Source organism: Lacibacterium aquatile (assembly GCF_042683105.1).
Taxonomy (GTDB): Bacteria; Pseudomonadota; Alphaproteobacteria; order Elsterales; family Elsteraceae; genus Lacibacterium; species Lacibacterium aquatile.
This window is the reverse complement of the sequence record NZ_JBHUIP010000013.1, coordinates 174,540-198,898: the sequence shown is the minus strand read 5'-3', so window position 1 is coordinate 198,898 and position 24,359 is coordinate 174,540. Positions and strand designations below refer to the sequence as shown.

Genomic DNA, 24,359 nt, shown 5'->3' with positions numbered 1-24,359 from the left:
TAAGTCCCATGGGTAGCATCCAACTCAAAGGCGTCCGCAAATCCTTTGGCACCGTCGATGTCATTCCGGGCGTCGACCTCGACATCAAGGACGGCGAGTTCGTCGTCTTCGTCGGCCCGTCGGGCTGCGGCAAATCCACCTTGCTGCGCCTGATCGCGGGTCTCGAAGATACCACCAGCGGCTCGATCATGATCGACGGCAAGGACGTGGTGAACGAGGCCCCGGCCCAGCGCGGTCTCTCGATGGTGTTCCAGTCTTATGCGCTTTATCCGCACATGAGCGTCCGGGGCAATATCGCCTTCGGCCTCAAGATGGCGGGCATGCCCAAGGACCAGATCGACGCCAAGGTGAAGGCGGCGGCCGATGTCCTGAACCTGACCTCCTACCTCGACCGCAAGCCGCGCGAGCTTTCGGGCGGCCAACGTCAGCGCGTCGCCATCGGCCGCGCCATTGTGCGCCAGCCCAAGGCGTTCCTGTTCGACGAACCGCTCTCCAACCTCGATGCAGCGCTACGCGTGCAGATGCGCCAGGAGATCACCCGGCTGCAACGCCAGCTCGCCACCACCGCGATCTATGTGACCCACGATCAGGTCGAAGCCATGACCATGGCCGACAAGATCGTGGTGCTGAACGCTGGCCGGGTCGAACAGGCAGGATCGCCGCTGGAGCTCTACGACCATCCGGCGAACCTGTTTGTCGCGGGCTTCATCGGCTCGCCCAAGATGAACCTTGTCAGCGGCGCAGAGGCCGCCAAGCTCGATGCCTCCACCATCGGCATCCGCCCCGAACATCTGATCGCCAGCACCGAGGGCGAGGGCTGGAAGGGCACCGTCACCACCGCCGAGCATCTGGGCAGCGACACCTTCCTCTATGTCGATGTCCCCAATATCGGTCCGATGACGGTGCGCGTTACGGGCGAGGCTGGATTTAAAGCCGGATCGCCAGTGGTCCTTACCCCCGACCCCGCCCGCATCCATCGCTTCGACGCCAATGGGAAAGCCTGGTCGAAATGAAGCTGACCGGCAAAACAGCGGTCGTTACCGGCGGGGCGCGGGGTATCGGCCGCGCCATCGTCGAGCGCTATATCAAGGAAGGCGCGACCGTCGCCATCGCCGACCGGGCGGTAGCGGAGGCGGCTGCCCTGGCGCAGGAATGGGGCGACAAGGCTTTTGCCGTGCCGCTGGACGTCGGCGACTTGACCTCGATCAACGACATGGTGACCTCCGTCGTCAAACGCACCGGCGGGATCGACATCCTGGTGAACAACGCCGCCCTCTTCGATATGGGGCCGGTGCTGGAGGTGACGCCGGAGAGCATCGACAAGCTGTTTGCCGTCAATGTGAAGGGCCTGTTCCTGACCCTGCAAGCCGTCGCTCGCCAGATGGTCGAGCAAAAGCGGGGTGGCAAGATCATCAACATGGCCTCGCAAGCCGGTCGGCGCGGCGAAGCGCTGGTGTCGATCTATTGCGCGACCAAGGCCGCCGTGATCAGCCTGACCCAATCGGCAGGTCTCGACCTCATCCAATACAAGATCAACGTCAACGGCATCGCGCCGGGCGTGGTCGACACGCCGATGTGGGAAGAGGTCGATGCCCTCTTTGCCAAATATGAAAAGCGGCCGCTGGGCGAGAAGAAGCGCCTTGTCGGCGAAGCCGTCCCCTATGGCCGCATGGGACTGCCCGAGGATCACACCGGGGCAGCCGTGTTCCTAGCCTCCAGCGATGCCGACTTTGTCGTCGCCCAAACTCTCAACGTCGATGGCGGCAACTGGATGAGCTGAAGACGGCTCCCGAATCGCTTTTGGCATCCCCTATCACACCGCAAGTAACGGACAGAGCATCATGTACCTTGAAAAGTTCAAACTCACCGGCAAGACCGCCCTCGTCACCGGAGGCGGTCGCGCCATCGGTCTTGGCAGCGTCGAAGCGCTGGCGGAAGCGGGCGCCAAGGTCATCATCGCCGACTTCGACGAGGCGACCGCGAAAGAAGGCCAGGCGGCCATGAAGGCCAAGGGCTATGACGTCGATGTCGTGATCATGGATGTCACCAACCCGACCCGCGTGACGGAAGTGGCGGATGAGGTGTTCAAGAAGTATGGCAAGCTCGACATCCTGGTGAACAACGCCGGGATCGCACGCTCGGAAACCCCGGCCGAAACCGTGACCGACGAACATTGGCTCAATGTCATCGACGTCAATCTGAACGGCACCTTCTGGTGCTGCCGCGCCTTTGGCAAACACATGCTGGAGAAGGGGACCGGCACCATCGTCAATATCGGCTCCATGTCCGGCTTCATCGTCAACAAGCCGCAGGAACAGAGCTATTACAACGCCTCCAAGGCCGCCGTGCATCACCTGACCAAGTCGCTGGCCGCCGAATGGGGCGCACGCGGGGTGCGCGTCAATGCGGTCGCCCCGACCTATATCGCAACCCCGCTTAACGAGTTCGTGAAGTCGAAGCCGGATATGTACAAGGCCTGGCTGGACGGCACCCCCATGGCCCGCCTGGGCGAGATCGAGGAAATCGCCTCGGTCGTGCTGTTCCTGGCCTCCGACGCTGCCAGCCTGATGACCGGCAGCGTCGTGGTGGTGGATGGCGGCTACACCTGCTGGTAGAACCGGCAGATGAGGCAATTGGGGTGGTGAGCCTATGAGTGAGGCCTTCGTTGGTATCGATGTCGGCACCGGCAGCGCACGCGCCGGTGTCTTCGACAAGGGCGGGCGGCTGCTCGCCAGCGCCAAACACCCCATCCGCCTGTGGCAGGAGGCGGGCGGCATCGCCGAACAATCCTCGGCCGATATCTGGGCCGCTGTCTGCACGGCGACCAAACAGGCGGTCGCCGCATCGGGCATCGCGGTGGAGCGGATCGCGGGTCTCGGCTTCGATGCCACCTGCTCGCTGGTCGTGCTGGATGCCGGGATGCAGCCGGTCGCAGTTGGACCTTCGAACGACCCCCAGCGCGATATCATCGTCTGGATGGATCACCGCGCGGTGTCCGAGACCCGCGCCATCAACCAGAGCGGCGCCAAGGTTCTCGATTACGTCGGTGGTTCGATCTCGCCGGAGATGCAGTCGCCCAAGCTGCTGTGGTTGAAGCGGCACAAGCCCGCAAGCTTCGCCAAGGCGGCGCACTTCTTCGATCTGTCGGACTATTTGACCGCCCGCGCCACCGGCAGCCTTGCGCGATCGACCTGTACCGTCACCTGCAAATGGACCTACCTCGCCCACGAGAAATCCTGGGACGGGGAGTTCTTCAAGACCATCGGCCTCGAAGAGTTTCCAGCCGAAGGATACCAACGCATCGGTACCGAGATCGTCGAACCGGGTCATCCGCTGGGCAATGGCCTGACCGCTGTTGCCGCCAGTGCGCTCGGCCTCAAGCCCGGCACGCCGGTCGGCGCCTCGCTGATCGATGCCCATGCGGGCGGGGTCGGCACCGTGGGTGCTGTGGGCCCGAATGGGGAAGAACCCAATCCGCTGGGCCGGGTCGCCTATATCATGGGAACCTCCGCCTGCATCATGGCGACCACGGTCGATCCGCTGTTCGTCAAAGGCATCTGGGGGCCTTATCAATCGGCGATGATCCCCGGCTTCTGGTTGAACGAAGGTGGCCAATCGGCTGCCGGTGCCGCCATCGATTATCTGATGAAGCTGCATCCCGCCTATGACGAGTTGGAAAGCGCCGCCAAGGCCGATGGGCTTGCGCCATTGGAATGGTTGGAGCGCAAGATCCTTGATGCCACCGCCGCCTCCGACGCGGTGCTCCAGACCACCGGCCTGCATGTGGTGCCAGACCTGCTGGGCAACCGCTCGCCCTTCGCCGACCCGGATGCTCACGGCGTTATCTGCGGCCTCGATATGGAGCCGGGCATCGGCGGTTTGACCAAGCTGTATCTCGCCGCCCTATGCGGTCTTGGCTATTCGACGGCCCAGGTGATCGAAGCCTTCCGCGCCAAGGGCCTTGCCTGCGATACGCTGGTGATGAGCGGCGGTGCCTCGCGCAGTCCGCTGGTCCGCCAGATCATGGCCGACAGCACCGGCTGCACCGTCGCTTATCCCACCACCACCGAACCGGTCCTGCTGGGCGCCGCCATGTTGGGAGCCATGGCCGCGGGGCACTTCACCAGCCTGACCGAGGCGATGGCCGCCATGTCGAAAATCGGGTCCCTCACGTCCCCTGCCGACGGCGCCATCGCCGATTTCCATGCCAGGAAGCGCAAGGTCTTCGCCCTGATGCAGGACCTGGATCGGCAGGCCCGGGCGATCATGGCTTAAAAACTTCGTCATCCCGGTGCTCGACACCGGGATCTCCTCCGGGAGCTTGTCCAATTCCGACTGAGGCCACGTGGCAACGCACCCGGAGGAGACCCCGGGATCAAGTCCCGGGGTGACGTCTTTCTGCTGGGGCATCAACATCATGACCAAATGGCTTCTTAGCTGCGGCGATGCGCTGATCGATTTTGTTCCCGTCATGACCACCGACGGAAGCGGCGCCCTGCGGCCCGTCGTCGGCGGCTCCTGCATCAATATCCCCATCGCCATGAGCCGCCTGGGGGCCAGGGCGGGCTACATCGGCGGCCTTGCAACCGATATGTATGGCCAGATGATCGCGGATCATGCGGAAGCCTCCAAGGTCAGCCTCGACTTCGCCGACCGCTTCGATGCCCAGACCACCCTCGCTTTTGTGAAGCTGGTCGATGGTCATGCAAAATACGCCTTCTACGATCAGGCGACTGCCGCACGGATGTGGCAGTACCAGCCAGAGCGTTTTCCGTGGTCGGAGATCGCAGCCTTGCATGTCGGGTCGACAACCCTGATCGAAGATCCGACATCCTCGGAAACCCTGGCTCTGGTGCGCGGCGCCAAGGGCAAGACCACGCTTTCCTTCGATCCCAACTGCCGTCCGGGGCTGGTCGAGGATATCGCCGACTATCGGCGGCGGATGGCGGATTTTGCCACCTGCGCCGATCTGATCCGCCTGTCGGACGAGGACTTCGCCTATCTCTATGGTGACACGGATGAGGGCGAGGTCGCGGCCCGCCTGCTCGATAACGGTGCCAAGCTGGTCGTGCTGACGCGGGGTGGTGAAGGCGCCGTTGCCTGGCATTCCAAGGCCGGGGTCATCTCCATCGCCGCCCCCAAGGTAACGGTCGCGGACACCATCGGCGCCGGCGACACCTTCCTGGGATCGCTGCTGGTTGCGCTACAGGAGCGGGATGGCCTGGAGGATCTCGCCAAGCTGACGGAAGCCAAGCTGCGGGAAAGCCTGGAGTTTGCAGCCCGCTGTGCCGCCATCACCTGCTCCCGCCCCGGCGCCAATCCTCCCTGGCGGGAGGAAGTTGGCGCCTAAAACTAACTCGCAGGCTGCCCAAGGCAGCCGGGCCAATCCTCCCTGGCGGGAGGAAGTTGGCGCCTAAAACTAACTCGCAGGCTGCCCAAGGCAGCCGGGCCAATCCTCCCTGGCGGGAGGAAATTGGCGCCGGAAGCTAGAAGATCAGGCAGCCAGAACCGCCCGATTATCTTGGGCGTAAGTCTCAAGCGATCGCGGCTTGTGACCGGTGAGCGTTTCGACCCCTTCGCTGACCGGCGATGTCCAGCCTTCACGCACCGGATGGAAGATCGCGGCGAGGAAATTGGCATAATCCGCCGGAACTCCCGCCCCCGTCAGCAACGATACAAAGGCCGCGTCGTCGATGGCCTGATAGGCCACGGGCTTGCCAAGAACGCGCGAAAGCAGCGCCGCCGCCTCGCCATAGCCAACCGCTTCCGGCCCGGTCAGGTTGAAAGCCTTGCCGTCGAAACGGGATGTCGTGAGAGCTGCCGCCGCACTGTCAGCAATGTCGCGGACGTCGATAAAGCTCGATTTCCCGTTCCCCGCTGGAACCGCGATGGCTCCATGGTCGATACCCGCTTTCCAATAGCCGTGAAAGTTATCGGCAAACCAATTCGGCCGCAGGATCACATAGGGGACGCCCGACTTCTCAAGGACAATCTCCATCTGCCGATACGGGATCGAATCATCGGCATCGACGCCAAAGACGCTCTGCAGCACGATTTTGACCTTGCGGGCCACGGCGGCTTCGACCACCGGCAACAGCAAGTCCCGCACATTGACGTATCCAGCCGGGGACATCACGAACACGCGATCTACCCCAGCGAAAGCCGCCTCGAAAGTTGCGGGGTCGGCATAGTCGAACGTGACCCCTTCGGCCCCGGCAATTGCCTTGCCTGACCGGCTGGCAGCCTTCACCGCCTCGCCCTTCGCCAGCAGCGCTTGAACCAGCGGTTGACCGACATTCCCGCTAGCCCCTAGTACCAAAATCTTTCCAGCCATCACGCTTCTCCCTATAGGTATCCATTAGAAACCATGTTTCTATGAGATAGATACCTATGCATAAGAAATCGCGGAAGAAGGCACTTTGAACTCACAAGGTTTCCCCAAGGTAACCGGCCCATCGGACGACAAAGCCACTCCGACCATGCCGCCCTATAATGTTTTCGAGGATCGCTGCCCGACCCGCCTGGTGCTGGAGCGGCTAGCGGACAAATGGGCAGTGCTGATTCTTGCCCGGTTGGAGCCTGGGCCAGTCCGCTTCAACCATCTGCGGCGCGGGATCAAGGGCATCTCGCAGAAGGTTCTATCGCAGACCCTGAAACGGCTGGAACGCGACGGGCTGATTTCCCGCAGCGTCTTTGCCAGCGTGCCGGTCACGGTGGAGTATGCACTGACGCCCCTGGGGCGAACATTGACCGAGACGATCTCCGCTCTTGCCCATTGGGCGGAGAATAACATGGACGCCGTCCTGGCAGCCCAGGCTGCCTATGATGGAGCCGCGGTCTGACGTCTAACCCGCCAGGCGGCGCACAAAAACCTCGCCGGAATAGGTGTGCATGTAGATGACACGCCCGGTCCGACCGCCGGTGGCTTCGGCCAGGACGGGGATACCCAGGCGATGCAGGCTGTCGATGGCGATGGCGACGTTCGATGTGGCAACCTTGGTGGCCTGGCCCTCGCTCGTTGCCGCCGCACCGAAGATCTTTGCGTCGAGATCGCTGGCGCGGCTGCCATAGGCAGCCATCTTCTCGACCAGAGCCGGTATTGCGACATCGCCGTAGCGAAGATCGCGACTGCCTTGTTTAGATTTCGCCAGCACGTAGTGATTCATCGCGCCGATTCGCCGACGCCGGTCAAAAAGGCAGACGGCAACACAGGATCCAAGAATGGTGGAGATGACAGCAGGCTCCTGCGAGCCCACAACTTCACCTTGGGTGAGGAAATAGCGGGGAACCGCTTCTTCATCGTTGTCGAATGCCACCGCCATAGTCCGTCATCCTTTGAGGATTACCCTGCATATCCTCAAAGGTGCCTGTCGGCGGGGATTTCGCCTATTCGGCTAGGGAGCTTAACCGCGCTCTAAACCCCTGGCCTAATCACGCAGCCGTTTTGGCCTGTTTATCGGGATTGCGGGCCATCCAGTCGGTTCCCCAGGACCAGAGCGCGCGCAAAACAGGCTCCAGGCTGCGTCCTTCCTCGGTCAGGGAATAATCCACACGCGGCGGGACCTGGGCATAGACCTTGCGCTCGACCATCCCTGCCTCTTCCAGTTCGCGCAGTTGCTTGACCAGCATACGCTGGGTCACGCGGCTATTGAGTTTCCGCTGCAATTCATTGAAGCGATAGGTCTTTTCCAACAGATGAAACAGGATCACGCCCTTCCATTTGCCATCGATAGGAGCCAGAGCCGCTTCGATGGAGCAGCCGGGCGCGCACTCGAAATTCCGCTTCTTCATGACCATGGCGCCGCCCCTCGAGTGGTATCCAAAAGTGTACTATATGCAGTTTTATGCCGTATTCACGCAAATGCGATCCTACTGCATATCGAGGGCATAAAACAGCCTTCAAGGAGTAAGCAGTCATGAAAGCCATCGGTTTCCGCAACGCCGGTCCGGTCGACACCCTGATCGATCTGGACTTACCCGCGCCTCAGCCCGGTCCCCGCGATCTGGTCGTCAAGGTCGAGGCAGTGTCGGTCAATCCGGTCGATGTGAAAGTGCGCGCCGGATCGCAGCCCGCCGAAGGCCAGAGCCGGATCCTGGGGTTCGATGCCGCCGGGACCGTACAGGCGGTCGGCTCGGAGGTGACCCTGTTCCAGCCGGGCGACCAGGTCTTTTATGCGGGACAGATCGACCGTCCCGGCTCCAACAGCGAGCTGCATCTGGTGGACGAGCGCATCGTCGGCCGCAAGCCCGCAAGCCTCTCTTTTGCCGAAGCCGCCGCCCTGCCGTTGACAGCGATCACGGCCTGGGAACTGCTGTTCGACCGGCTTGCCGTGCCCTATGGCGTCAAGACGCAGATGGGTACGCTGTTGATCTTGAACGGCGCAGGCGGGGTCGGATCAATCCTGATCCAACTGGCCCGCAAGCTGACCGGCCTCACAATCATCGCCACCGCTTCACGCCCCGAGACGGAAGCCTGGGTGAAGCAGATGGGCGCCCATCATGTCATCAACCATCACAAGCCCCTGCCCGAGGAGCTGAAGCGCATCGGCATTCCCCAGGTAGATTATGTGGCCAGCCTGACCGGCACCGACAAACAACTGCCGGTCCTGCCGGAGATTATCGCGCCCCAAGGCAAACTGGCCCTAATCGACGATCCGGAAAGCCTCAACATCCGCCCCTTCAAGATGAAGAGCATCACGGTCGCCTGGGAACTGAAGTTCACCCGCCCGATGTTCAAAACCGCCGACATGATCGAGCAGCACCGACTGCTGAACGAGGTCGCGGATCTGGTGGACGCGGGCGTGCTCCGCACGACCCTGACCGCGGATCTGGGCAAGATCACAGCCGGGAACCTGCAGCGCGCCCACAAGATTGTGGAAAGTGGCAGCGCCATCGGCAAATCAGTCCTGGGAGGCGGCTTCTAACCTCGCCTAGCTAGGACGCGCGCGGACGCTCGAATGTCGCGCGCGCCACCTGACATTGTCCGCGTACAAAACAGTCGGCCCCATGGTCGTTCACCATGCCCATCGCCTGCATGAAGGCATAGACGGTGGTGGGGCCGACAAAACTCCAACCGAGCTTCTTCAGATCCTTGGACAGTTGCACTGATTCTGGGGTCGTCGAGACCGTGCCGCGCTTGCCATGCTCCACGGGGTCCGGCTCGTACTTCCAGAAGAAGGCGCCAAGCGAACCATACTGACGTCGCATCTCTTGCGCCCGTTTGGCATTATTGATGGTCGATACGATCTTGCCGCGATGGCGCACGATGCCGGCATCCTTCAGCAGCCTCTCGACATCCGCGTCCCCAAACGCCGCGATCTTGTCGATATCAAAGCCCGCAAAGGCAGCCCGGAAATTCTCGCGCTTCACCAAAATCGTTCGCCAGCTCAAACCTGACTGAAATCCCTCAAGACAGATCTTCTCAAACAGTTTGGTATCATCATCGACCGGAAAGCCCCATTCGGTGTCGTGATAGTGGGGAAACTCGACCTCGGCGGCAGCCCACCGGCAACGCGTCTTCCCCTCGTCTCCCAACGCCGTCTGATCCATTCCGACCGTCCTTTGCTTTTTCGTGCCGCGATCTTACCTGAAAACGAGAACAAAAAGCAAACATCAAACCCGCCATGCCCTGGCGGATATTGACGGCGGCGCCCTGCCCGGTTACGCCCTATCCCCTTAACTTTTGCTCGATTGGGGTCAAACACCAATGTCCGTCTCCCGCAATATCGCTCTCGCAGCCAAGGCCTGGCCGTTCGAAGAAGCCCGCAAGCTTCTCAAGCGCTACGAGAGCAAAGCGCCGGAGAAAGGCTATGTCCTGTTCGAGACCGGCTATGGCCCCTCGGGCCTGCCGCACATCGGCACCTTTGGCGAAGTTGCCCGCACCACCATGGTGCGCCGGGCATTCGAGACCATGTCCGACATCCCGACCAAGCTTTTCTGCTTCTCGGACGATATGGACGGCCTACGCAAGGTGCCGGACAATGTGCCGAACAAGGACCTGATCCGCGCCAACCTCGGCATGCCTTTGACCAAGGTGCCGGACCCCTTCGGCACGCACCCGAGCTTTGGCGAGCATAACAACGCCCGCCTGCGCGCCTTCCTCGACAGCTATGGCTTCGAGTATGAGTTCAAGTCGGCAACCCAGATGTATCAGTCCGGCGCCTTCGACAAGACGCTGCTGATGTATCTGGCCCATTACGACAAGCTGATGGATATCATGCTCCCGACTCTGGGCGAGGAGCGCCGTCAGACCTATTCGCCCTTCATGCCCATCTGCCCACGCACGGGCCATGTGCTCCAGGTCGGCATCGTCGGCCATGACGTTCAGGCTGGTACCGTCAGCTACAAAGACCCGGAAACCGGCGATCTCGTCACCGTTCCGGTCACCGGCGGCCATTGCAAGCTGCAGTGGAAGGCCGACTGGTCGATGCGCTGGGTCGCGCTTGGCGTCGACTACGAAATGGCGGGCAAGGACCTCATCTCCTCGGTCGAGCAATCCTCGAAGATCGCCCGCGCCGTTGGATCCAACCCGCCCGAAGGCTTCAATTACGAGCTGTTCCTGGATCAGAACGGCGAGAAGATCTCGAAGTCCAAGGGCAATGGCCTGACGATGGAAGACTGGCTGAAGTATGCCCCGGACGAGAGCCTGGCGCTGTTCATGTATCAGCAGCCGCGCCGCGCCAAGCGCCTCTATTTCGATGTCATCCCGAAGGCTGTCGACGAATACATCACCTTCCTGACCAAGTTCCCGGAGGAGCCGGTCGAGAAGCAGGTGGAGAACCCTGTCTGGCACATCCATGGCGGCAAGCCACCACGCACGTCGGTGCCGCTATCCTTCGCGATCCTGCTGAATCTCGCCAGCGTGATCTCGGCCGAGAGCGACGATGTGCTCTGGGGCTTCATCTCGCGGTATGCCCCTGGCACCAGCAAGGAAACCAGCCCGCTGCTAGCGCGCCTCGTCGGCTACGCGCTGGTTTATTTCCAGGATTTCGTGAAGCCGACCAAGAAGTACCGCGCCGCCACCGACCTCGACCGCGCAGCGCTGCTGGACCTCAAGGCAGAACTGGAGAAGGTGGCGGACGATGCCACGCACGAAGACTTCCAGAACGCCGTCTATGAAGTCGGCAAGCGCCACCCCTATGGCGAACTGCGCGACTGGTTCAAGGCGATCTATGAGGTCATGCTGGGTCAGGAACAAGGCCCGCGCATGGGCAGCTTCATCGCGCTCTATGGCCGCAAGGAAACCATCAAGCTGATCGACGAGGCGCTGGCGGGTAAGCTGCTGGCGGCCTGAAACCGAGTAGGGTCAACGCAACACCAACCCGCGGTTACACTTAATCCTCGGGTTGGTGAGGACGCAGCCAAACCTGCATCACCTCGCTCCAGACACGCCCTCCGGCGTTGAAGGAAGCTGGATCGCTGCAGGCCCCTGTGATGACAAAATCGCAGGCAGAGATCTCCTGCCCGTCTTTTGTCTTGCGGCCATTGGGGGTCGCACAGCGGCGTAACTTGAAGATCGGGTCTCGGCGCGCAGCCAACGCGGCCTCGCCCATACAGGCATAACCTTCGGGATGCTCGCTGAACAGATCGCCGAAGAACATCCCTTCGAAGAGTGTGAAGTCCTGGCCATTGGAAGCGATGCGGACATCCTCCGCTTCGGGCTCCTGACCAATGATCATGTAGATCCCGACTTTGACGCCCAGGACGTTCGTGCGAGCCAGAAGGCAGGAGGAAACCCGGCGGCGTTCCGTTTCGGTCATCGCCCGGTCGGCCCAATCGGGTACTAAGCCCTCAGCTCCCCGGAAAACATAGTCTGCGCCATCGACACTGATATGCGCCTCCACCTCAGGCCCGAGGGCGCAGGAAATGATGTAGGAGAGCAGCTTGCGCCCTTTTTCCGTCTTTTCCTGGCCCGTGGGATTGAGATCAATCTTACGCACCGGCGACGACTGAGCGAGCAGCCCCGATGGCAGCAGCAAAGCTGCCACCATCAGGAGTGAACGGCATACCTGTCGCCGCATGATACTCAGCGCGCCAGAGGAGCGGCAGCCAGCGCGGAAAGCGCACGGCGCAGTTCGATCACGGCGCCATTGCCGGTCTCGATACCATTGCCGGTCTCGATACCATTGCCGGTCTCGATACCATTGCCGGTCTCGATACCGTTAGCCGACTCCAGACCGTTGAACACAACCGCACCGCGGATGTTACCGGCGTAAGCGGGAACCGCAGTGGCGGTCAAGAGGGCGGCGACGGCGATAATCTTGAGGCTTTTCATTTTTTGTTGCCCTTTGCAAACGTTAACGATGCATTAACATGTATCATCGATACCTCTATCGTCCAGCCGGAAATCGGTCCCAATTTTCTTGTCACAGATATCTGTAATTGCTGAATTTATTCAAAGAGAAGGGCCATTATTCCAATAACGAACACCAGATATGCGGTTAATAAATATCGCCTATTGATTAATTTTATAAAAGCAAACGGGCGGGAGATTGCTCTCCCGCCCGCTTTTCCACCCCGAACTCGGGCTCGGCTTGAACGCCGAGCCTTTTTTAGTTCTTCGCTTTATCGACCAGCTGGTTGGCCTTCAGCCACGGCATCATGGCGCGCAGCTTGGCGCCGACTTCTTCGATCGGATGGGCTGCAGCGTTGCGGCGCATCGCCTTGAAGGAGGGGGTGCCGGCAGCGTTTTCCAGCATCCAGTCGCGGGTGAAACGACCCGACTGGATGTCTTCGAGAACGCGCTTCATTTCCTTCTTGGTTTCTTCGGTGATGATGCGCGGGCCGGTCACGTAGTCGCCGTATTCGGCGGTGTTCGAGATCGAGTAGCGCATGGTGGCCATGCCACCTTCATACATCAGATCGACGATCAGCTTGGTTTCATGCAGGCATTCGAAATAGGCCATTTCCGGAGCATATCCGGCTTCGACCAGGGTTTCGTAACCAGCTTGGATGAGCGCGGTCAGACCGCCGCAGAGAACGGCCTGTTCGCCGAAGAGATCGGTTTCGCACTCTTCCTTGAAGCTGGTCTCGATGATGCCTGCACGGCCGCCGCCATTGGCCGAGCCATAGGACAGCGCGACTTCAAGCGCATTGCCGGTGGCGTTCTGATAAACGGCAACCAGGGTCGGCACGCCGCCGCCCTTGAGGTACTCCGAGCGCACGGTGTGGCCGGGGCCCTTCGGTGCGATCATGAACACGTCGAGATCCGGGCGCGGCACGATCAGGCCGAAGTGCATCGAAAGACCATGGGCAACGGCCAGAGCGGCGCCCTGCTTCATGTTGTCCTTCAGGAAGGCGGTGTAGAGCGCGCCATGATGCTCATCGGGAGCCAGAACCATAACGACGTCGGCAACCTTGGCTGCCTCTTCCGGCGCCATGACCTTGAAGCCGGCTGCTTCGGCCTTGGCGGCCGTGGCCGAACCCGGACGAAGCGCAATGATGACTTCCTTGACGCCCGAATCGCGCAGGTTCAGCGCATGGGCATGACCCTGGCTGCCATAACCGACAATGGCAACGCGCTTCGACTTGATCAGATTCACGTCGGCGTCGCGATCGTAATAAACACGCATGGGAGAGTCCTCGATACTTTAGAGCGATATTGGTTGCGTTATAGGCGTTAGAAGCCACCAGCGCCACGGCTGATGGCAACGATGCCGGTGCGGCTGACTTCAACCAGACCGAGCGGCGCCATCAGTTCGACGAAGGCGTTGATCTTTTCCGAGCTGCCGGTGATTTCGAACACGAAGCTTTCCGTGGTCGAGTCGACGGCACGCGCGCGGAAGATATCGGCGATCCGCAAGCTTTCGACACGCTTCTCTCCCAGGCCGGCGACCTTGACGAGCGCCAGTTCGCGCTCGACATGGGCACCGTCGGAGGTGAGGTCGTGGACCTTGTGGACCGGAATAAGACGGCCGAGCTGAGCCTTGATCTGTTCGATGATCTGCTCGGTACCCGACGTGACGACAGTGATGCGCGAGCGATGGCCCGAGGTATCGACCTCGGCCACCGTCAGGCTTTCGATATTATAGCCGCGCCCGGAAAACAGGCCGACAACACGGGCGAGGATGCCCGGCTCGTTATCGACCAGGATCGCGAAGGTATGGCGCTTCAAAGGCTGGGTCTGCTGCATTTAGGTATTCCTGGAGTAGGTCAAGAGCGAGCGAAGGGAAGCCAAGATCCTCATACGAGGATCTTGCCTGCCTCGATCGCGTCTTCGTCCGCGTGATCCTCCGGACCGAGCAGCATTTCATGATGGCCGTGACCCGATGGGATCATCGGGAAGCACATTTCCTTCTCGTCCACCGCGATATCGACCACGCAGGGACGCGGATCGGCCAGCATCGCCTTGATGGTATCATCAAGCTGATCCAGGCGTTCGGCACGGTAGCCACCAGCGCCAAAAGCCTCTGCCAGCTTCACGAAATCGGGCAAGGCTTCGGAATAGCTTTCCGAATAGCGCCCACCGTGCAGCAGTTCCTGCCACTGGCGGACCATGCCCATATAGCGGTTGTTCAGGATGAAGATCTTGACCGGCAGGCGGTATTGCACCGCGGTCGAGAGTTCCTGGATGTTCATCAGGATCGACGCTTCACCGGCAATATCGACAACCAGCGCATCCGGATGGGCAAGCTGCACACCGATGGCGGCCGGGAAGCCGTAGCCCATGGTGCCGAGGCCACCCGAGGTCATCCAATGTTTGGGGGCATCAAAGCCGAAGTGCTGGGCAGCCCACATCTGGTGCTGACCCACTTCGGTTGTGATGTAGGTATCGCGGCCCTTGGAAAGCTCCCACAGACGGCGGATCGCGTGCTGCGGCTTAATGATGCTGCCGCCCTGGTGATACTTGAGCGACTGGCGACGGCGCCATTCTTCGATCTGGCCCCACCAGGCGGACTTCGCCTCGGCATCCCACTTGGCTTTGCGCGCGCGCCAGCCATCCAGCAGAGCCTGAAGCACCTCAGCGACATCACCCACCACCGGCACATCGACCATCACGGTCTTATTGATCGAGGAGGGATCGATATCGATGTGGATCTTCTTGCTGTCTGGCGAGAAGAGATCGAGCTTGCCGGTCACACGGTCATCGAAGCGCGCACCCACGTTCAGCATGACGTCGCAGTCATGCATCGTGAGGTTGGCTTCGTAGGTTCCGTGCATGCCGAGCATGCCCAGGAACTGCTTGTCCGAGGCAGGATAGGCACCCAGCCCCATCAGGGTCAGGGTAATCGGGAAGCCGGTTTCATGGGCGAATTCCTGCAGCAGCTTGCAGGCCTTATCGCCCGAATTCACGACGCCGCCACCGGCATAGATCACCGGGCGCTTAGCAGACGCCAACAGATCCAGCGCCTCATTGATCCGCCCCGCATCGCCCTGCTTCTTGGGGCGATAGGTGCGATGTTCGACCGATTCCGGCGAGGTGTAGGTGCCCGTCGCGAACTGGATATCCTTGGGCAGGTCGATCACGACCGGACCCGGACGGCCCGAGCGGGCGACATAGAAGGCTTCGTGGATGATACGGGCGAGGTCGTCCACATCCTTCACGAGGTAATTATGTTTGGTGCAGGCGCGGGTGATGCCGACGGTGTCGCATTCCTGGAAAGCGTCCGACCCGATGAGATGGGTCGCGACCTGACCGGTGAAGCAGACCAGCGGCACGCTATCGAGCATGGCATCGGTCAGACCGGTGACCGCATTGGTCGCGCCGGGACCGGATGTCACCAGCACGCAGCCGACCTTGCCGGTCGTGCGCGCATAGCCTTCAGCCGAATGCACCGCAGCCTGTTCGTGGCGTACGAGAATGTGGCGTACCGCGTTCTGCTGGAAAATTGCGTCGTAGATCGGCAGCACGGCGCCGCCAGGATAGCCGAAAATGATCTCGACGCCCTGGTCCTTCAGCGCTTGCAGCACGATCTCCGCTCCAGTCATCTTCTGTCGCGTATCGGCCATAGCGTTGTTCCTCGTACCCTTCTTTTCTATCGCGGGCCTTATAGACCCACAGGGTTCTTAAAGTTACCGCCGCAACGAAGTGCTGCGGCGGGAGGGTCACGCTACGGGCGGGAGGTTACAATGGTCAACGCGATTTTACGCAAGGGTCGCGAAGATTTTTCTCAAGCCTGCGACAGATTCTTGCGGATCGATGCGTAAAGCGTCGGGCAACTGATGGCGAAACCACGTGCTTTGGCGCTTGGCATATTGGCGAGAGGAGGCTTTGGCCTGCTCCACCGCCGCCGCCAGATCGATCTCGCTCCGCAGATATGCCAGCAATTCCGGCACTCCAAGCGCCTTCATGAGCGGCAAAGCCGGATCCAGATGAGCAACGGACCGCGCTTCTTCCAGCGCCCCCTTCCCCATCATGAGATCGAAGCGTCGGTTGATCCGCTCATGCAACATCGTGCGTGTCGGCTCCACCACCGCCGTGACAAAGCGCCAGCCAGCGGGGGGACCGGAGCGCGGGCGTTTCATCCAGCTTGAGATCGGCTCACCGCTCGCCTTGAAAACTTCCCAGGCGCGGATCAGCCGCTGCGTATCCCCAACAGGCAGGCGCGCGGCAGCTTCTGGATCGAAAGCTGCCACTTCGGCATGGAAAACCTCCGGGCCAATAGCCTTTCGACGGGCCGTCGCCTCGGCCCGCACCTCGGCAGAAACCTCGGGCATATCGGAGAAGCCCTGCATAAGCGCCCGGATATAAAGCCCGGTGCCGCCGACCAGGATCGGCAGCCCCTCCGTCTGCTCCAGTGCGGCCACCGCCAGTTCCCTCCAGCGCTGGGCATCGCAGGGATCGGTCGCGGGCAACACGCCATAAAGCCGGTGCGGCGCCGCCGCCAGATCATCGGCTTCCGGCCGGGCGGTCAGCAGCGTCAGATCGGCATAGATCTGGCTGGCATCGGCATTGATGATCGTACCGCCGGTCTGGTTTGCAATCTCGATCCCAAGCGCGGACTTGCCGCTCGCTGTCGGACCCGCCAGGATGAGCGCCGTTTTCTCCCGCCCGCTTTTGGGCTCGCCGATGGATACGCTCGCACTCATGTCTCAGTTCCTGGTTCTGACCGCCAAGCCCGGCAGCAATGTCCTCGACGATAACACGCTCGCCCACCTGCCTGCGTCCCTGGGCAAACCCAATGTGCTCGCCGCCGGTGAAGCGGTCGAGTTCGCAGTGTCCAGCGATCCCCGGGCAGAGGTTCGCGCCTCTCTAGCCGGTCTGGCTGTGGATGTGAACTTCGTTCCCGCCGCGAGTCGCCGCAAAAAGCTGCTGGTCGCCGACATGGAATCGACCATGATCGAAAATGAGATGCTGGACGAACTGGCGGCCGAGATCGGCATCGGCCCCCAGATCGCCGCCATCACGAGCCGCTCTATGCGGGGCGAGATTGATTTCGCGACCTCGGTCAAGGAACGGGTGGCGATGCTGAAAGACCTGCCGCTCGCCATCATGGACAAATGCGCTGCCGAGATCCGGGACATGGCCGGCGCCAAGACCTTGATCGCCACTTTGAAGAAGCACGGCTGCCACACGGTCATCGCCACCGGCGGCTTTACCTATTTTTCCGAGCCTGTGCGCCAGCGCCTCGGTTTCGATGAGGCCCACGGTAATATTCTGGAACTGGCTGACGGCAAGCTTACCGGCACCATCGTTGAGCCGGTCTTCGATCGCGCTTCCAAGGAAAAGACCCTACGGTCGGTCGCCGCCCGCCTGGGCCTTGATCTGTCGCAAACGGCAGGCGTAGGCGATGGTGCCAACGACCTGGATCTACTGGCAGCAGCAGGGCTGGGCGTTGCCTTCCATGCCAAGCCCGTCGTCGCCGAAGCCGCCCGCTTCCGGGTCGACCACGGCGATCTGACAGCCTTGCTATATCTTCAGGGATACAGCAAGGCGGAGTTCGCAGCATAATTTACTCGAGGGATCCAGCGACCGGCGAAAGATAATCCTTATAGTTCAGAGACTGCAGGAAAGTCCGGCCCATGGCTTCGGTCAGGGAACCTGCCGAGTTGCAGATCACTCCTTGTGAAACGAAGTTCCGCCAGGCGCTGGAGAACCCCATGCACTCCGTGCGTTTACCGGCCTTGGTGGAACTGAACATCAGATAGCGATACTCAGCCGCTCCGTTATCCACAGCACCATTGGTTCCAAATTCAACTTCGGTATCCCGGAACCAGCTGGAACTCGTTGTCATCGCCCTGATGGTCGTATCGCTGAAGGTACAATGGGCGCGGGTTTCCCGGAAGTTGACCGTCCCCCAGAAACTGCCCTTCCTGAAATTCGTGTAGATATGTTCCGAGTAGCAGGATGTATTATCCATCGTATTGAAAGTCCGCCGCTGGGCCACAGTTCGCCAATCCCCGCTTTCCCAGCCCTTGAGCGCCGACGAGATCGGAACTTCCGCAAGCGGAACCGGCTGATATTCACTCCAAGACGCCTGGGCAGCACCCGTCCACAAAGCTAAACCCACCAAAGTAGAAACAAGAAGACGCATTAATTTTTTTCCATCGTGCAAGATATTTAGCGCTAGCTATCGACTAAACTCAGGGAATTGGAACGATTATCTTTTGACGATCCCCTTTAACGCTTCCTCAAGCAATTCCGCCGACACCTGACCGTCAACAGCGGCGCAGGCATATCCGGTCAAAAGGGTTCGATTTCCATTCTGATAACCTCGCCACGAGGCGCAGGACCGTTCGACATTGCCGCGCAAGGCTTTGAACTTGACCACCTCGACCTCACCCAGCGCTCCCTCGATCTTTCCGAGATCAGCTTTATCACTAATGGTTGCGCCGCGAAAATCACTCAACATCTGAATGAAATCGCGAGCAGCTTCATAGCTGAAAGGCCCTCTATCATTAGTCTGATAACTGAACCAGCCATAGGGTTTATCGGTAGTTTTACTGGCGCCGAAGATAATGGAATCCGATTGCGCAATAATAACGCCGCCACCCAAATCGTTCACCTGGACCCCTCGCCTGATAGGGTATCTAGCTGCAAGCTCGGGAGTAGGGGCGATCCGAATCTGCGCCACGTCTTCGTCACGAAACTCAGCCCTGGCGGGCAGAGCAGAAATCAACACAAGACCAACAAGTAAACCCAGCAAACGCATAATCGAGCTCCCGGTACTTTCGAGAACTCTACTAAAAGAGGCAGATCGCTCGTCAAGGCAATTTTAACGCGCCTCTGACACCCTCAACCAACGCTGAACGAGCATTCCGTAAGATTGAAAGGAACTGACTGAGCAGATCATCGACCAGCTGCCGCTAGCAGGCTGGCGATAGGGCTGGTTACAGGTACCCCCCTTTTGCACAGTTTGGCCGCTTCGGCCATCGAGGCTTGCCCAAGGGCCACAACCGCAGCTCCCTGGGCATAAGCCGCGTCAGCAAACTCGGCTATACAAGCAAGATAGCCTGCCAGATCGCCTGCCTTGAAAAGATCCCAGGCACCCGGCACCAATCGAAGTTCAAACGCGGCCTTATGCTTCCGAGCCATCTCCGTAAAAATCGCCCGGGTAACGGCCTCTGTCGCCGAAACCGTGTAGAGCACCACCGCCTTGCGGCCACCCTTCAGTGCGGCTTCGGCCAAGGCTCCGTCTGCCCGAACCACCGGCATGCTCATCCGCTTCTGCGCTTCAACAACAGATGGCCCCAGGCTCGAGCAACTGAGCAGAACGGCGTCCGCCTGCGATGACAGGGCATGGAGAGCGGCAATCGTATCCGTCGCGGTCATGGAGGTAAGACCACCCGCTTTCTCGACCGCCGCCAGTAGATCCGGGCGTACCGAATGGCGTAAGACCACATCAGTCCAGCCAAGCTGTTTTAAAGCGGCATTGAAGACATCTATATTACTATGGGCAGTATGAAGGCAGGCGATCTGCATCAATCGATCGTCCGAAGCGGCAAGGCAGTAATGGCCTGCGCAATCAAGGTTGCAACCGCCGCCATATTAGCATTCATGGCCGAAACCTGCCCGTCATAACCGGCACCGGCGGGGCGGCGTTCAGCAAACTGCTGACTGGCCAGCACCTTGCCGCTTTCGGCATCGAGAACCGTCCAACGACCCGTTACCTCGGCCCGCCCGCCTTCGTTCAGCGCAAAGCGCGCTATATCGACGCCGACCTCGTAATCGAAGGATTGACGGCCACGACCGGGCGCGGGGGTCACAAGGTCGCGCGGCAGCAGCAGCTGAAGATTCTCCGCCACCACCCGCGTCACGCCGACCCCCAGGCGCTCGCCCCAGCGATGCCCATCGACCGGCTTCAGCTGATTGGCGCCGTCCCGTTCGACAAATTCGGCACGGTCGAGAAACTCCGGCAGGGCCGTCGGGCTGACCACGATGGCGGCAGGGCGCAAAATCGCGATGACCGGAGGTGCGACACCCGCGGCAGCTTCGGCCTTCAAAACATAAAGCGTCGGGGCGCCAAGCTGCTGATTCTTCAGCACCTCACACGCTGACAGGGCCAAAAGCGCGCTCGCCAAAATAAGCGGACGGATCATCTCTGCTCTTTCCTGCCCACCAGCAGGGCATTGGGGTTGCGTTCCAGCGTCTCGGCAAAGGCCTTCAAGGCCCGGGTGCTGGCCGCCAGATTGCGCAGGATCTGGTCGAGATCATAGCGCTGCGGGGATCCCGGCGCCACCAGACCTCCCGCCCCCGCCATCAGGCTCTGCGCTTCTTTTAACGTGGCATCGAGCTGCTTGAGCGTCGATTTGCTCTGTGCCGACAGCGCGACCACTTCGGTATCGGCATGTTTCAGTAGTGTCCTGACATCGCCCGACAGGCTTTCCATTGAACGACGGATCTCGTCTGCCGCTGCGGCCGCAGCCTGGGTTGCCTTCTGAACTTCGCTTGCCAGCGGATCTACCTTTTCGTTCAGCGTGTCTGCCATCTTCGCGATCGAATCGGCAGCCTTGGCAGCGTTGGCTAAGATCTGCGGAATTTCTGGCGTGGCGAGCAGTTTTTCCAGGCTGACCGCACTGCGGGTCAGCGCCGCCGCTAGTTCAGCCACAGGCAGGCTTTCCAGAGTTTCACGCACCTGATCGAAGCTCGACTTCAGGGTCGGCACTTCTGGCACGGATCGATCGATACCGGAAAGTTGGGGTTCGCCTCCGCGCACGAAATTAAGCTCAACCATCAGCTGACCGGTGACGAAACTGACCTGCGTGAGGCGTGCGCGCAGGCCACGCTCCACCATGTCCTCGACCTTGGGCACAGTGCCGGAGCCGATGACATTCACCGCCCCGTCCTCAAATTCCATATAGACGGGAATGGAGACACGGCCGGTGGCATTGGGATCGAAGCGCAGCTGGATCGCCTTGACATAGCCGACCCTGACCCCTCGGAAGGTAACGGGCGATCCGACATTCAGCCCCGCGACCGAGCCATCGAAAAAGGCGACGGCTGTCTGCTTGCGACTGAAGATATTGGCCCCGGAAAACATGAAGACGGCCAGCACGGCCAGCACACCGCCGCCGATAACAAAGCCGCCGATCAGGCGCGGATTGGCGCGCAGGCCCATCGTATCACTCCTTCTCGCCGCGGCTCAGGAAACGCCTGACCGCGGGCAGATCGCTATTCGCGGCAAGCTCGCGCGGATTGCCGTGGGCTATCGCGGTTCGTGTTTCGGCGTCCAGAAAAATCGAATTATCAGCAACGGTAAAGATCGACGGTAATTCATGCGTCACCATGACGATGGTCGATCCCAGACTGTCGCGTAACTGCAGGATCAGATCGTCGAGCCTGCGGGAAGAGATGGGATCGAGCCCCGCCGAAGGCTCATCGAAAAACAGAATATCCGGATCCAGCGCGATGGCGCGGGCAAGACCGGCTCTCTTGCGCATGCCGCCGCTGATCTCGCTCGGAAAAAACTCTTCGAACCCTCGCAGTCCCACCAGCGCCAGCTTGACCGACACCAGTTCGGCGATATCGCGGTCCGACAGTTCGGTATATTGCTCCAGGGGCAGCGCCACATTTTCGGCCAGGGTCATGCTGGACCAGAGCGCGCCGGACTGGAACAGAATGCCCATGCGCCGCCCCAGTTCGGCCCGGCGCTCGTCGCTGGCCTCCCAATAGCTCTCGCCGTCATAGCGCACGGTGCCGCGCTTGGGCCGGATAAGGCCCGTCATATGCTTCATCAAGGTGCTTTTGCCGCAACCCGATCCGCCCATGATCACGAAGATCTCGCCCCGCGCGATCTCGAAATTGAGATCTTTCTGGACGACATAGTCGCCGAAGATCATGTCGAGATCGCAAACCTCGATACGGGGTTTATTCTCGACCACTCAAATCCCCAGGCGCTGTAGAAGCACGGCGAAAATTGCGTCGCAAATGATGATGTAAAGAATGCCGCTGACCACGGCCTTCGTCGTTGCATCGCCGACAGCCGCAGCGGACCGGCCCGACCGCATGCCGGCCCGGCACCCGGCCATCGCCACTAGCGCGCCGAAGAACAGGCTTTTGACCAGACCGATAGCCACGTCGGTAGGACCAATCGCCAAGGTCGTCTGGGTGATATAGCCGACCATCGTAACGTTCAGCATGCCTGCTGCAACGATCAGCCCCCCCAGAATGCCCATGAGATCGGCATAAAGGGTCAGAAACGGCATCATCAGCACCAGCGCCATCACACGCGGCACCACCAGGAACTGCATGGGAGACAAGCCCAGAGAGGTGAGGGCGTCCACCTCCTCGTTGCCTTGCATCGCACTGATATGGGCGGCAAAGGCAGCGCCGGTGCGCCCGGCCAGCACGATAGCGGTCATCACCGCTCCCATTTCCCGGCTCATGGCGACGGCAACGAGATTCGCGACATAGATATCCGCCCCGAACTGACGGAGCTGAACCGCGCCCACGAAGGCGAAGATCATGCCGATCAAAAGGGCGATGATGGTGACGATGGGCAGCGCACGTGCACCGCTCGCCTCTACCGCCAGCCAAAAATCTTCCGAGCGAAAACGCGCCGTCCCCGCAAAAAAAGCACCGACTGCGATGATCAATTCGCCAACGAAGGCAACCAGATCATTGAAGGACCGCCAGCGTTTCAGAACCGCGACGCCGGTTCCGGTGAACAGACCCGTCTTTTTCGGTTTACGCTCCGTGCCGCTGCGCTCCGGCACGGCAAGCGCGAGCCCCAACAGACGCTGAACGCCATTTGGTAAAAGGCTCACATCCAGAGTACGACCACCTGCCCTGGCGGCATCTGCAATGCGCATCAGGACCGCAACCAGACTGCTGTCCCAGACGTCGACCCCTTGGGAGCAAAGCCGAACTCCGACACCCGGCCGATCTTCCATCGCCTGGATGATCTCCTGATGATCGGGCAAGGGCGCTTCGACGGTCCAGCGACCGACAGCACGCACTTCCCAAACGCCATCAACCGCCCGGAAGACCTCCAGGCGGTTGACAGGATTGGCAGCTTTGGCGATGCCGGTGTCGGTCAATGGGCGAAGAACACCGGTATTTCGGCGTTATTCAGGATGTGCTGGGTCGCGCCGCCAAAAATCATCTGCTTCAGACGGCTTTGGGTATAGGCGCCCTTGATCATCAGATCGCAGTTGAGACGCTTGGCTTCATCCAGCATGGCACCGCCCGACCCACGATCCCCGGCCGCCACATGGGCGTGGGTCGCCCGGATATCGTGGCGTTCAAGATAGCGGGCCACATCAGCGCTGCCCGGCCCCGGAACCATCCCGCTATCGACGGAGACCACATGGACCTCCTCCGCCGCCTTCAGCAGCGGCAGGCTGTCGGACATGGTGCGCGCGGTTTCGGACGACCCGTTCCAGGCGATCATGATCCGGCGGCCGGTTTCAGGCGGCAGCGTCGGCGGGGCAACCAGAATCGGGCGCCCCGTTTCGAACAAGGCAGCCTCGAGCATGATCTCCGGCTCAGCCGAACCGCCGATATCGGGGCGGGCCAGGATGGCGACGTCATAGAGACGGCCGACATTGGCGATGGTGGATGCTGAAGAGCCTTCGCCCTCGATCCAGCCATGATCCAGCCCCGAGCGCCCGGCATGGGCGAGAAACATCTCGCGCAGACGGCCGACACGGGTGGCCGCTTCGGCCTGAATCCGCTCGATGTAGTCCTGTGACAAAGCCAATCCGAAATCGCCCGACGGGATAAAACTTTCGAATGTCGGGCGCACGGCGAGGCCGGTGACATGGCTGTTGAATGTCTTGGCGACTCGCGTCGCCAGATCAAGAACCATGGGAGCGGTTGGCTCGCTCCAGAGAATTGCTAGGATTGTGCGCATCGGTAGCCTCCTTCCGATGATTTCCTTCTTGCACTCAACATGTGGCTGGAAAATGGCGATTTGCCAAGCTGAATGCGGGAGGCTAGGTCACGAAAAAGGCATTGCCGCTGATCGGCTGTTCGGCGT

27 protein-coding genes are annotated in these 24,359 nt (G+C 60.8%); 9 read left to right on the top strand and 18 right to left on the bottom strand.

Features of this window, described 5'->3' with window-relative positions:
- Positions 1 to 8: 8 nt before the first annotated feature.
- From ACFSM5_RS16095 to ACFSM5_RS16075, 5 genes are all read left to right on the top strand, one after another.
- Positions 9 to 1,013 carry an ABC transporter ATP-binding protein gene (locus tag ACFSM5_RS16095; protein ID WP_379877510.1) on the top strand — a complete coding sequence of 335 codons (1,005 nt, stop codon included), beginning with the start codon at positions 9 to 11 and terminating at the stop codon, positions 1,011 to 1,013.
- Positions 1,010 to 1,780, top strand: coding sequence for an L-iditol 2-dehydrogenase (locus ACFSM5_RS16090; RefSeq protein ID WP_379877509.1), 771 nt, complete (start codon positions 1,010 to 1,012; stop codon positions 1,778 to 1,780). The genes ACFSM5_RS16095 and ACFSM5_RS16090 overlap by 4 nt, the downstream gene beginning before the upstream one ends.
- 61 nt (positions 1,781 to 1,841) lie before the next feature.
- Positions 1,842 to 2,615 carry an SDR family NAD(P)-dependent oxidoreductase gene (locus tag ACFSM5_RS16085; RefSeq protein ID WP_379877507.1) on the top strand — a complete coding sequence of 258 codons (774 nt, stop codon included), beginning with the start codon at positions 1,842 to 1,844 and terminating at the stop codon, positions 2,613 to 2,615.
- Between the two features lie 34 nt (positions 2,616 to 2,649).
- Complete coding sequence (locus ACFSM5_RS16080) at positions 2,650 to 4,275, top strand: FGGY-family carbohydrate kinase (protein ID WP_379877506.1); 1,626 nt, start codon at positions 2,650 to 2,652, stop codon at positions 4,273 to 4,275.
- A 142-nt stretch (positions 4,276 to 4,417) separates the two neighbouring features.
- Positions 4,418 to 5,350, top strand: a complete 933-nt coding sequence (locus ACFSM5_RS16075) for a carbohydrate kinase family protein (protein WP_379877504.1) — start codon at positions 4,418 to 4,420, stop codon at positions 5,348 to 5,350.
- Between the two features lie 144 nt (positions 5,351 to 5,494).
- Here ACFSM5_RS16075 and ACFSM5_RS16070 read toward each other — a convergent pair whose 3' ends face one another.
- The gene (locus tag ACFSM5_RS16070) at positions 5,495 to 6,334 is read right to left on the bottom strand and encodes an SDR family oxidoreductase (RefSeq protein WP_379877503.1); all 840 of its coding nucleotides are present in this window, start codon (positions 6,332 to 6,334) and stop codon (positions 5,495 to 5,497) included.
- Positions 6,335 to 6,419: 85 nt separating this feature from the next.
- Here ACFSM5_RS16070 and ACFSM5_RS16065 point away from each other — a divergent pair, with 85 nt between their 5' ends.
- Positions 6,420 to 6,842, top strand: a complete 423-nt coding sequence (locus ACFSM5_RS16065; protein WP_379877502.1) for a winged helix-turn-helix transcriptional regulator — start codon at positions 6,420 to 6,422, stop codon at positions 6,840 to 6,842.
- 3 nt (positions 6,843 to 6,845) lie between these two features.
- Here ACFSM5_RS16065 and ACFSM5_RS16060 read toward each other — a convergent pair whose 3' ends face one another.
- Together ACFSM5_RS16060 and ACFSM5_RS16055 are read right to left on the bottom strand one after the other, a co-directional pair.
- Positions 6,846 to 7,322, bottom strand: a complete 477-nt coding sequence (locus ACFSM5_RS16060; protein ID WP_379877501.1) for a chemotaxis protein CheD — start codon at positions 7,320 to 7,322, stop codon at positions 6,846 to 6,848.
- Between the two features lie 109 nt (positions 7,323 to 7,431).
- The gene (locus ACFSM5_RS16055) at positions 7,432 to 7,797 is read right to left on the bottom strand and encodes a winged helix-turn-helix transcriptional regulator (protein WP_379877500.1); all 366 of its coding nucleotides are present in this window, start codon (positions 7,795 to 7,797) and stop codon (positions 7,432 to 7,434) included.
- A 119-nt stretch (positions 7,798 to 7,916) separates the two neighbouring features.
- Between ACFSM5_RS16055 and ACFSM5_RS16050 the strand changes: the two genes are divergently transcribed.
- Entirely contained in the window at positions 7,917 to 8,924 is a 1,008-nt protein-coding gene (locus tag ACFSM5_RS16050; RefSeq protein WP_379877499.1) for a zinc-binding alcohol dehydrogenase family protein, read from the top strand.
- A gap of 10 nt (positions 8,925 to 8,934) precedes the next feature.
- Here the strand turns inward: ACFSM5_RS16050 and ACFSM5_RS16045 are convergent, their stop codons facing one another.
- On the bottom strand, positions 8,935 to 9,549 hold the full coding sequence (locus tag ACFSM5_RS16045) for a DNA-3-methyladenine glycosylase I (protein WP_379877498.1): 615 nt from the start codon (positions 9,547 to 9,549) through the stop codon (positions 8,935 to 8,937).
- 157 nt (positions 9,550 to 9,706) lie between these two features.
- Between ACFSM5_RS16045 and ACFSM5_RS16040 the strand changes: the two genes are divergently transcribed.
- Positions 9,707 to 11,293, top strand: coding sequence for a lysine--tRNA ligase (locus ACFSM5_RS16040; protein ID WP_379877497.1), 1,587 nt, complete (start codon positions 9,707 to 9,709; stop codon positions 11,291 to 11,293).
- Between the two features lie 40 nt (positions 11,294 to 11,333).
- Here the strand turns inward: ACFSM5_RS16040 and ACFSM5_RS16035 are convergent, their stop codons facing one another.
- The 6 genes from ACFSM5_RS16035 to miaA all read right to left on the bottom strand — a co-directional run bounded on the left by ACFSM5_RS16035 (position 11,334) and on the right by miaA (position 17,028).
- Positions 11,334 to 12,020, bottom strand: coding sequence for a hypothetical protein (locus tag ACFSM5_RS16035; RefSeq protein ID WP_379877496.1), 687 nt, complete (start codon positions 12,018 to 12,020; stop codon positions 11,334 to 11,336).
- Between the two features lie 5 nt (positions 12,021 to 12,025).
- On the bottom strand, positions 12,026 to 12,274 hold the full coding sequence (locus tag ACFSM5_RS16030) for a hypothetical protein (protein ID WP_379877495.1): 249 nt from the start codon (positions 12,272 to 12,274) through the stop codon (positions 12,026 to 12,028).
- A gap of 277 nt (positions 12,275 to 12,551) precedes the next feature.
- Positions 12,552 to 13,571 carry a ketol-acid reductoisomerase gene (gene ilvC / locus ACFSM5_RS16025; RefSeq protein WP_379877494.1) on the bottom strand — a complete coding sequence of 340 codons (1,020 nt, stop codon included), beginning with the start codon at positions 13,569 to 13,571 and terminating at the stop codon, positions 12,552 to 12,554.
- A gap of 47 nt (positions 13,572 to 13,618) precedes the next feature.
- Positions 13,619 to 14,131 carry an acetolactate synthase small subunit gene (gene ilvN, locus ACFSM5_RS16020; RefSeq protein ID WP_379877493.1) on the bottom strand — a complete coding sequence of 171 codons (513 nt, stop codon included), beginning with the start codon at positions 14,129 to 14,131 and terminating at the stop codon, positions 13,619 to 13,621.
- Positions 14,132 to 14,181: 50 nt separating this feature from the next.
- Positions 14,182 to 15,948 (bottom strand): acetolactate synthase 3 large subunit, encoded by a 1,767-nt coding sequence (locus ACFSM5_RS16015; RefSeq protein ID WP_379877492.1) that lies wholly within the window; start codon positions 15,946 to 15,948, stop codon positions 14,182 to 14,184.
- 135 nt (positions 15,949 to 16,083) lie between these two features.
- A complete protein-coding gene (gene miaA / locus ACFSM5_RS16010; RefSeq protein WP_379877491.1) occupies positions 16,084 to 17,028 on the bottom strand; it encodes a tRNA (adenosine(37)-N6)-dimethylallyltransferase MiaA in 945 nt (314 codons plus the stop codon).
- Here miaA and serB point away from each other — a divergent pair.
- On the top strand, positions 17,027 to 17,890 hold the full coding sequence (gene serB / locus ACFSM5_RS16005; protein WP_379877490.1) for a phosphoserine phosphatase SerB: 864 nt from the start codon (positions 17,027 to 17,029) through the stop codon (positions 17,888 to 17,890). The genes miaA and serB overlap by 2 nt on opposite strands.
- 1 nt (position 17,891) lies before the next feature.
- On the opposite strand, the gene ACFSM5_RS16000 is transcribed toward serB, so the two are convergent.
- The 8 genes from ACFSM5_RS16000 to ACFSM5_RS15965 all read right to left on the bottom strand — a co-directional run bounded on the left by ACFSM5_RS16000 (position 17,892) and on the right by ACFSM5_RS15965 (position 24,233).
- Positions 17,892 to 18,473 (bottom strand): hypothetical protein, encoded by a 582-nt coding sequence (locus ACFSM5_RS16000; protein ID WP_379877489.1) that lies wholly within the window; start codon positions 18,471 to 18,473, stop codon positions 17,892 to 17,894.
- 66 nt (positions 18,474 to 18,539) lie between these two features.
- Positions 18,540 to 19,091: a hypothetical protein gene (locus tag ACFSM5_RS15995; RefSeq protein ID WP_379877488.1), complete on the bottom strand. Its 552-nt coding sequence runs from the start codon at positions 19,089 to 19,091 to the stop codon at positions 18,540 to 18,542.
- Positions 19,092 to 19,228: 137 nt separating this feature from the next.
- Positions 19,229 to 19,861 carry an aspartate/glutamate racemase family protein gene (locus tag ACFSM5_RS15990; protein WP_379877487.1) on the bottom strand — a complete coding sequence of 211 codons (633 nt, stop codon included), beginning with the start codon at positions 19,859 to 19,861 and terminating at the stop codon, positions 19,229 to 19,231.
- On the bottom strand, positions 19,861 to 20,478 hold the full coding sequence (locus ACFSM5_RS15985) for a PqiC family protein (protein ID WP_379877486.1): 618 nt from the start codon (positions 20,476 to 20,478) through the stop codon (positions 19,861 to 19,863). The genes ACFSM5_RS15990 and ACFSM5_RS15985 overlap by 1 nt, the downstream gene beginning before the upstream one ends.
- On the bottom strand, positions 20,475 to 21,497 hold the full coding sequence (locus ACFSM5_RS15980) for an MlaD family protein (RefSeq protein ID WP_379877485.1): 1,023 nt from the start codon (positions 21,495 to 21,497) through the stop codon (positions 20,475 to 20,477). Before ACFSM5_RS15980 ends, ACFSM5_RS15985 begins: the two co-directional genes overlap by 4 nt.
- A 4-nt stretch (positions 21,498 to 21,501) precedes the next feature.
- A complete protein-coding gene (locus ACFSM5_RS15975) occupies positions 21,502 to 22,260 on the bottom strand; it encodes an ABC transporter ATP-binding protein (protein ID WP_417498527.1) in 759 nt (252 codons plus the stop codon).
- Positions 22,261 to 23,418 carry an ABC transporter permease gene (locus ACFSM5_RS15970; protein ID WP_379877484.1) on the bottom strand — a complete coding sequence of 386 codons (1,158 nt, stop codon included), beginning with the start codon at positions 23,416 to 23,418 and terminating at the stop codon, positions 22,261 to 22,263.
- The gene (locus ACFSM5_RS15965; RefSeq protein WP_379877483.1) at positions 23,415 to 24,233 is read right to left on the bottom strand and encodes a universal stress protein; all 819 of its coding nucleotides are present in this window, start codon (positions 24,231 to 24,233) and stop codon (positions 23,415 to 23,417) included. Before ACFSM5_RS15965 ends, ACFSM5_RS15970 begins: the two co-directional genes overlap by 4 nt.
- Positions 24,234 to 24,359: the final 126 nt, after the last annotated feature.

What these genes read in the sequence shown, in the direction of transcription:
- ACFSM5_RS16095 (WP_379877510.1), top strand. Translation starts at nt 9, where the DNA reads ATGGGTAGCATCCAACTCAAAGGCGTCCGCAAATCCTTTGGCACCGTC.
- ACFSM5_RS16090 (WP_379877509.1), top strand. Translation starts at nt 1,010, where the DNA reads ATGAAGCTGACCGGCAAAACAGCGGTCGTTACCGGCGGGGCGCGGGGT.
- ACFSM5_RS16085 (WP_379877507.1), top strand. Translation starts at nt 1,842, where the DNA reads ATGTACCTTGAAAAGTTCAAACTCACCGGCAAGACCGCCCTCGTCACC.
- ACFSM5_RS16080 (WP_379877506.1), top strand. Translation starts at nt 2,650, where the DNA reads ATGAGTGAGGCCTTCGTTGGTATCGATGTCGGCACCGGCAGCGCACGC.
- ACFSM5_RS16075 (WP_379877504.1), top strand. Translation starts at nt 4,418, where the DNA reads ATGACCAAATGGCTTCTTAGCTGCGGCGATGCGCTGATCGATTTTGTT.
- ACFSM5_RS16070 (WP_379877503.1), bottom strand. Translation starts at nt 6,334, where the DNA reads ATGGCTGGAAAGATTTTGGTACTAGGGGCTAGCGGGAATGTCGGTCAA.
- ACFSM5_RS16060 (WP_379877501.1), bottom strand. Translation starts at nt 7,322, where the DNA reads ATGGCGGTGGCATTCGACAACGATGAAGAAGCGGTTCCCCGCTATTTC.
- ACFSM5_RS16055 (WP_379877500.1), bottom strand. Translation starts at nt 7,797, where the DNA reads ATGGTCATGAAGAAGCGGAATTTCGAGTGCGCGCCCGGCTGCTCCATC.
- ACFSM5_RS16050 (WP_379877499.1), top strand. Translation starts at nt 7,917, where the DNA reads ATGAAAGCCATCGGTTTCCGCAACGCCGGTCCGGTCGACACCCTGATC.
- ACFSM5_RS16045 (WP_379877498.1), bottom strand. Translation starts at nt 9,549, where the DNA reads ATGGATCAGACGGCGTTGGGAGACGAGGGGAAGACGCGTTGCCGGTGG.
- ACFSM5_RS16040 (WP_379877497.1), top strand. Translation starts at nt 9,707, where the DNA reads ATGTCCGTCTCCCGCAATATCGCTCTCGCAGCCAAGGCCTGGCCGTTC.
- ACFSM5_RS16035 (WP_379877496.1), bottom strand. Translation starts at nt 12,020, where the DNA reads ATGCGGCGACAGGTATGCCGTTCACTCCTGATGGTGGCAGCTTTGCTG.
- ACFSM5_RS16030 (WP_379877495.1), bottom strand. Translation starts at nt 12,274, where the DNA reads ATGAAAAGCCTCAAGATTATCGCCGTCGCCGCCCTCTTGACCGCCACT.
- ilvC (WP_379877494.1), bottom strand. Translation starts at nt 13,571, where the DNA reads ATGCGTGTTTATTACGATCGCGACGCCGACGTGAATCTGATCAAGTCG.
- ilvN (WP_379877493.1), bottom strand. Translation starts at nt 14,131, where the DNA reads ATGCAGCAGACCCAGCCTTTGAAGCGCCATACCTTCGCGATCCTGGTC.
- ACFSM5_RS16015 (WP_379877492.1), bottom strand. Translation starts at nt 15,948, where the DNA reads ATGGCCGATACGCGACAGAAGATGACTGGAGCGGAGATCGTGCTGCAA.
- serB (WP_379877490.1), top strand. Translation starts at nt 17,027, where the DNA reads ATGTCTCAGTTCCTGGTTCTGACCGCCAAGCCCGGCAGCAATGTCCTC.
- miaA (WP_379877491.1), bottom strand. Translation starts at nt 17,028, where the DNA reads ATGAGTGCGAGCGTATCCATCGGCGAGCCCAAAAGCGGGCGGGAGAAA.
- ACFSM5_RS16000 (WP_379877489.1), bottom strand. Translation starts at nt 18,473, where the DNA reads ATGCGTCTTCTTGTTTCTACTTTGGTGGGTTTAGCTTTGTGGACGGGT.
- ACFSM5_RS15995 (WP_379877488.1), bottom strand. Translation starts at nt 19,091, where the DNA reads ATGCGTTTGCTGGGTTTACTTGTTGGTCTTGTGTTGATTTCTGCTCTG.
- ACFSM5_RS15990 (WP_379877487.1), bottom strand. Translation starts at nt 19,861, where the DNA reads ATGCAGATCGCCTGCCTTCATACTGCCCATAGTAATATAGATGTCTTC.
- ACFSM5_RS15985 (WP_379877486.1), bottom strand. Translation starts at nt 20,478, where the DNA reads ATGATCCGTCCGCTTATTTTGGCGAGCGCGCTTTTGGCCCTGTCAGCG.
- ACFSM5_RS15980 (WP_379877485.1), bottom strand. Translation starts at nt 21,497, where the DNA reads ATGGGCCTGCGCGCCAATCCGCGCCTGATCGGCGGCTTTGTTATCGGC.
- ACFSM5_RS15965 (WP_379877483.1), bottom strand. Translation starts at nt 24,233, where the DNA reads ATGCGCACAATCCTAGCAATTCTCTGGAGCGAGCCAACCGCTCCCATG.